Origin of the sequence: uncultured Kiloniella sp. (assembly GCF_937128705.1) — a bacterium.
In the GTDB taxonomy this organism is placed as follows: domain Bacteria; phylum Pseudomonadota; class Alphaproteobacteria; order Kiloniellales; family Kiloniellaceae; genus Kiloniella.
On sequence record NZ_CAKZMP010000034.1, the window covers coordinates 1 to 4,476 of the forward strand.

General features: G+C 41.8%; 4 protein-coding genes. 1 reads left to right on the forward strand and 3 read right to left on the reverse strand.

From position 1 onward, the window contains the following. On the reverse strand, nt 1-156 hold a 156-nt coding region (locus Q0241_RS01945), incomplete at its 3' end, for a DUF3012 domain-containing protein (RefSeq protein ID WP_299372227.1). Nucleotides 157-296: 140 nt separating this feature from the next. Further along, on the reverse strand, nt 297-1,253 hold the full coding sequence (locus Q0241_RS01950; RefSeq protein ID WP_299372218.1) for a PDR/VanB family oxidoreductase: 957 nt from the start codon (nt 1,251-1,253) through the stop codon (nt 297-299). A gap of 245 nt (nt 1,254-1,498) precedes the next feature. Here Q0241_RS01950 and Q0241_RS01955 point away from each other — a divergent pair, with 245 nt between their 5' ends. Then, nucleotides 1,499-3,283, forward strand: coding sequence for a hypothetical protein (locus Q0241_RS01955; RefSeq protein ID WP_299372221.1), 1,785 nt, complete (start codon nt 1,499-1,501; stop codon nt 3,281-3,283). A 200-nt stretch (nt 3,284-3,483) separates the two neighbouring features. Here Q0241_RS01955 and Q0241_RS01960 read toward each other — a convergent pair. Then, a partial coding sequence (locus Q0241_RS01960) for a hypothetical protein (RefSeq protein ID WP_299372224.1) occupies nt 3,484-4,476 on the reverse strand: 993 nt, incomplete at its 5' end.

The following is a 4,476-nucleotide window of genomic DNA, read 5'->3' on the forward strand; positions in this document are numbered from 1 at the left end:
ACAGTGTTTCGCGAAATCAGTTGCTTCATTCGCGGACCAATCGCCTTTTGGTTTTTCTTTCAGCGCATCACACCATTCCGTGCTGCCAACTTCTGGTGAGCAGGCGCTCAAGCCTGTAATGAAAAGAGCCGCAAGAACAAGTTTTAAATAGGTCATAAATTCCCCCAAAAAAGGTAAAGAGTGGGTAAAAGATTAAACTGCAAACATGATAAGTCAGAAAAACGTTTGATGCTACCTCGTGATTTTACTTAAGGAAAAAAGATCTTTCTTTACAGCATTGTATTAACAAAAAGATATCAAAGGTCTAGGGTCAACGTTGGTGTTTTTGCTCTGGAGCAACACACCATGATGTGTTGATTTTTCTGTTTTTCTGCCTCGGTTAATATCATATCGCGATGGTCCGCTTCGCCATCGATAAGGCCGGTTTCACAGGTGCCGCAGATACCTTCGCAACAAGCATGATCAATAAATATACCGTTTTCTTCCAGAACACTCAGGATGCTTTTATCTGCGGGAACTTTTAAGACACGTCCCGTGCTTTGGATGATGACTTCAAAACTGCCATTATCGTCTTTAGGGCCAGTGTCTTCACTCACCGAGAAATGTTCAAACCTAACGCTTTCCTCTGGCCAGGAACAGGTGGCTGATTTTACAGCATCCATCAATCCTGTTGGACCGCAGCAATATATTTGTACATTTGGTTCGGGGCGCCCGAACAGAGCTCGTGTATTGAGGGGGCCGTGTACATCATCATAAGAAAGCACCACATGTTTCGATAGTTCTGTGGATCTCAGCTCGTCGATAAAAGCTGCGCGTTGTTCATCGCGACAGGCGTAATAGAGCTGAAAAGGTTTACCGATGGCTTTCAAACGGCGTGCCATGGACATGATCGGAGTGATCCCAATCCCGCCCGCGATAAGTTTGTAACGCTGTGCTGTTTCATCCAGTGGAAAGTGATTACGGGGTGCAGAGATCTCAATTTCATCACCAACTTTAAAATTATCATGGATCAAACGTGATCCCCCACGACCCTGTTCTTCTTTTTGAATGCCAACGATATATTTGTTCCTTTCTCGCGCAGAGTTCGACAAAGAATATTGTCTGATCACATTGTCGGGCAGGAAAAAATCAATATGTGCTCCGGGATTAAAGGGGGGAAGTGGCTCGCCATCAGGGCTGACGAGTTCATAGGTTTTGATATTGAGGGCTTGATCCTTGATTGCATTAATAACAACCTTGATCCTCTTTGCCATAGCCTCACTTGCTCCTGCAATATTCGTAATCTAGTTATATGTCTGTTTATTTAGGTGTGTCTTTTGGCGGTAGAGTACAATATACAATATTGATTGACTGTAACGTGTTCCTAATTAAGTATTTGTTTATATGGATGATTTCGATTTTATCATTATTGTTCACGATTCTAGCGTGCAAATGAATAGAAACTTTCTTCCCGTGCCTCCTGTGTTAATCTGATCGCATGAATACAGGAAAAAATAGATTGAGAACGTGGGGGCGCAGGCTCTTGTGGTTTGGGGCAGTGATGCTTTTGATCATTGGTTCCGCAATCTATTATCGCCTCCCACTTGCTCAGTATCTATTAGATCAAGTTGCAGACAATTTGGCATTACCCGGCTTTTCTGCCGAGGTTTCTGAAGTATCTCATCGTGAAGTGATTATACAGAATGTGGTTGTCGGAATTGAGAACGAGGTTATCCTTGACCGTCTTGTTTTATCCTACGATCTGACTGATTTGTGGCAAGGTGGCGAGCTGGCTGTTGACTTGGATCGTTTGTTCCTGTCGCTTGATGTGACAGGACAACAGCCTGTTTTAGGATCTTTAGACAGTTTGTTCGCGGGTGACGAGCAAGGAGAATCTCAATCTTCCCTGCCGATACTCCCCTTTAAGCCTGCGCTTAAAATCAATAACAGTCGACTTCAAATCACGACTGAACTTGGGGTGGCACGGTTACCCTTTGCTGTCGAAGTTATGGGACATTCGGAAGATGATGTTCAAGGATGGATAAGCTTCGAAGGCGGATATCTGGCTGACTATGAACCGGAAGAATTTTATCTAGGGGCGATCTTTTCTAGTTCTGATTTACAAATAGACTGGGATGTTAAGTGGCAGAAAATCGGTGTTTCAGGCGAAGGCGCCGCCTCTTTCTTTCTGGATGATCCCGGCCTGAACTGGAATGTTTTTGGGGATATAACGGGTAATATACCAAAAGCTTTTTTGCCGCCTGAGGTTGAAGATACTCGGATGACGGTTAATCTGGATGGTGTCGGACAGATTGACGTGGGGGAGAACCAATCTTCAAAGTGGCGTGAAGCAATTAATCCCCTGTTGCTAAATTTGGGTCAGGCAATGGTTGATTTGACGTCAGATGTTTGGGGTGAAGGTCGGCTGGTTTCAGGGGCTGAATTTAATGGAAAGGTGCCGTTGAAGCTTATCCAAAAAGGCCCGGAGACCAAAATTCACCTCAGAGATGTCGGGCAATTTAATGTAGCAAATTTGTCTGCAGATGAAATCACGCCCTCTGCAATAAAAAAAATGTTCGGCTCGTCTTTGTCGGGGGAAATCGATCCTGCTGAAACTGAACTCATCTTTATTTTGAATGATGAACGACCTGTCGCAGGTAAAATAGGTGTGGCACTCCGCGGAGAAACACCTGTTGAGATCACGTCTTTGTCGCAGGTAACGGGGAATATCGGCCAAGGGTATGATCAAGTACGACTTGATAACGCGGTTCTTGATGTCAGGGGCAAAGGATTAGAGCTTGCCGGATATAAAATATCTGATGGGTCATTAGCCGCGACTGTATCACAAGATACCACTGAGAGTTGGCGAGGTGATTGGCAAGTCAAAACAGGAGAAGTTGATAATACTCAATCTGAAGGACAGGCTGATTATCTGATCAAGGTGGTGCAAGGGGCAGCACAAGGGAGTTTTGGCTTAGATAAGAGTAAGTTGATCTTTACAGCAGATGGAGGGCAATTTGAGCTTGTAAAGTTCGAAGTTCCGGACGTTATCCAAACTCAGGCCAAAGAGGTTGTCTATTTATCAAGCATCGAGAGTGAATTCCAAATTCTTTCAGATGAAACAGAAAATGTTGTGGAACTCAGGAAAGCCTCCGGTGACTTACACCTTAAAGCTCTTAAGCTCAATCTGATCAAAGAAGCGTCGATACATATCTTGCCAACAATTAGTTGGTTTTCTTGTATCGAGAACATTTGTGCTCATGAAGCCTTGGTAGTTAGAATATTCAACTTGGTAAAACTCTGAGATCGGTGAGCTTAATACATAGAAAGGTTGTCCACACTCAAAAGTAGAAAGAACCCTTGAGAATTTTGAAGGGTTTTGATGCAATTGAGAGTAAACAGTTTGCACATAATAGACTGTTTTCTTTGCATCTGACTTGCTAGCTGCTCCCTTGACTTGAGCGCGAATACTGCAGCTTAAAAGAATAGATAAAATTATCTTTTTCATACTTTCCATCTAAATTGTATCGTTTCCCATTCGTGACATTGAGGACAACGCCAAAATATCTCATCCGAGTTATAACCGCATTCTTGGCAGTAGTGCTTAGTAAGCGTTTGATGCATATTTTCCAGAAGATCTTTAGTCTGTGTGACCGCTTCTTCCTTCTTACCTAACTCAATTAGAATCTTAATATATTCTGATTTTAGAGCACTTGAAGTTGCATGTTCGCTCTTACTCCAAATACTTAAAAGGTCATATGCATTATGTAGCTTATGTTGCTGCTTATAGAGTCTAATCTTCGTTAGAATGATTGATTCATTTGAGAGTAAATCAGCATCATTTAATTCCAAGAAGTATTCTACTAAGAGGCTCAATCTCTTAAAGTACATTTCCTTCTCTTCTTCACTACCTTTAAAGCCCTCTTCCAATGACTCAAATGCAAATGAAGCATACATTGGCTGCTCTTTTAAAAGTTCTAATAAATTGAACTTAGCCTCATCTATATTTCCTTCATGAAGAAGGATTCTTAGTTTAAGAATCTTGGCAGATACTGAAGGTGCAAATCGAAATCCATCTTCAAGGTCTTCAATAGACTTACTTAATTGCCCATTCTCGAAGTACTTCTTAGCTTTTTGAACTAAAATATGAGAGATGGTTTCAGACTGGTTTTCATGACCTACTTTTGAAAGCATAATTCTATAATTATAAGCTTGATCCCAATCCCCTATATCTTCATAGATCCGACATAGAGATTGAATAACATCATATTCATCGCGATTAATTTTTAAAACATCACGATACGTTTCAATCGCCTTATCAACAAATCCACCCTTATCAAAGTCTACGGCCAGCTCTTTGAGTGCCCTTATTCGATGAGTTTCAGATATATTATCACGTGCTATTAACGAACGGTGTATACTGATGGCCTTTTCAATTTCGCCATTACTTCTAAATAGTCCTCCTAGTGCAAAGTAGGTATCGATTGTTTCACGATT